The sequence below is a fragment of the Suttonella ornithocola genome (assembly GCF_001889065.1).
GTDB classification, from domain to species: domain Bacteria; phylum Pseudomonadota; class Gammaproteobacteria; order Cardiobacteriales; family Cardiobacteriaceae; genus Suttonella_A; species Suttonella_A ornithocola.
The window spans coordinates 1-996 of sequence record NZ_LWHB01000366.1 but is presented as its reverse complement, the minus strand read 5'-3'; the positions used below and the strand labels follow the sequence as shown (position 1 = coordinate 996).

General features: G+C 36.0%; 1 protein-coding gene and 1 pseudogene. Both read left to right on the top strand.

What is annotated here, in order from left to right:
- Window positions 1-287: 287 nt before the first annotated feature.
- Window positions 288-688 (top strand): annotated as a pseudogene (locus tag A5N85_RS14485) (IS630 family transposase); the annotation flags it as partial.
- An 88-nt stretch (window positions 689-776) separates the two neighbouring features.
- The coding region (locus A5N85_RS14480) for an IS630 transposase-related protein (RefSeq protein ID WP_143143358.1) at window positions 777-996 on the top strand (220 nt) is incomplete at its 3' end.

Genomic DNA, 996 nt, shown 5'->3' with positions numbered 1-996 from the left:
GCACTTGGCTTATGAACGGTAGGGCTTTGTTCACTCATACTCTTCTCGATAAAAATAAATCACTATTCTACGCTGCTTAATAGACTGGGTAAAATCTCTATCAAGTAAGCTGCTATAGATGGGCAATAGAAAATTCGATAGTGGTTTGAAAAGTATGCTGGACGATGACCCAATAATTTCAACAATAATAAAATATGTAAATTTCAATATATTGAGTTGATATTTTTTTACAGAAATTATAGTAATTTAAAATAGAAACAAGACTAAAAATAGCGAAAACTAACAAAATGGCATACACAATTGAAATCCGACAAAAAGCAATGGCGTACTGGGACAAATGCAAAGACATTGACCAAGTAATACAAGCCTATGGCATATCACGCTCAGCACTATACAGCTGGAAAAAACTCCAAAGAGATACAGGTGAATTTAGCGCCCAATCTCAAGACACAAAACCAAGAAAAATAGACCGTGAACAACTTAAAACCTATGTAGAACAACACAATGATGCCTATTTATTTGAAATAGCAGAACACTTTGCCTGTACACCACAAGGCATATTTTATGCACTAAAATCAATCGGTATGACACTTAAAAAAAGACCACGACCTACAAAGAACAAGACCCAATCAAAGTAGAAAACGATCTAACCAAGCTTGCAACCTTCAATGACTATCAAAGGGTTTATAGTCAAATCACTTATAATCCAATCTATCCAAAGCAGATATAAAGAACAACTTGTAGTAGAACTATCAAAAACAAACTGAGCATATCCTATGACCTACTGTAGCCAATTCCGACAGAAAATTCTTAACGATATTGCTAATGGAGAAACTTGGCGCGCTGTTGCAAAGCGCTACAAGATCAGCAAATTCACCGTCTATAGCTGGATTAAAAATCCCCATCCTAAAGGCTTTACTGAGCGTAAGCCCTCAAAGATTGATGATGAAGCCTTGCTTAAGGATATTGAGCAGTATCCCGATGATTACCAATGGG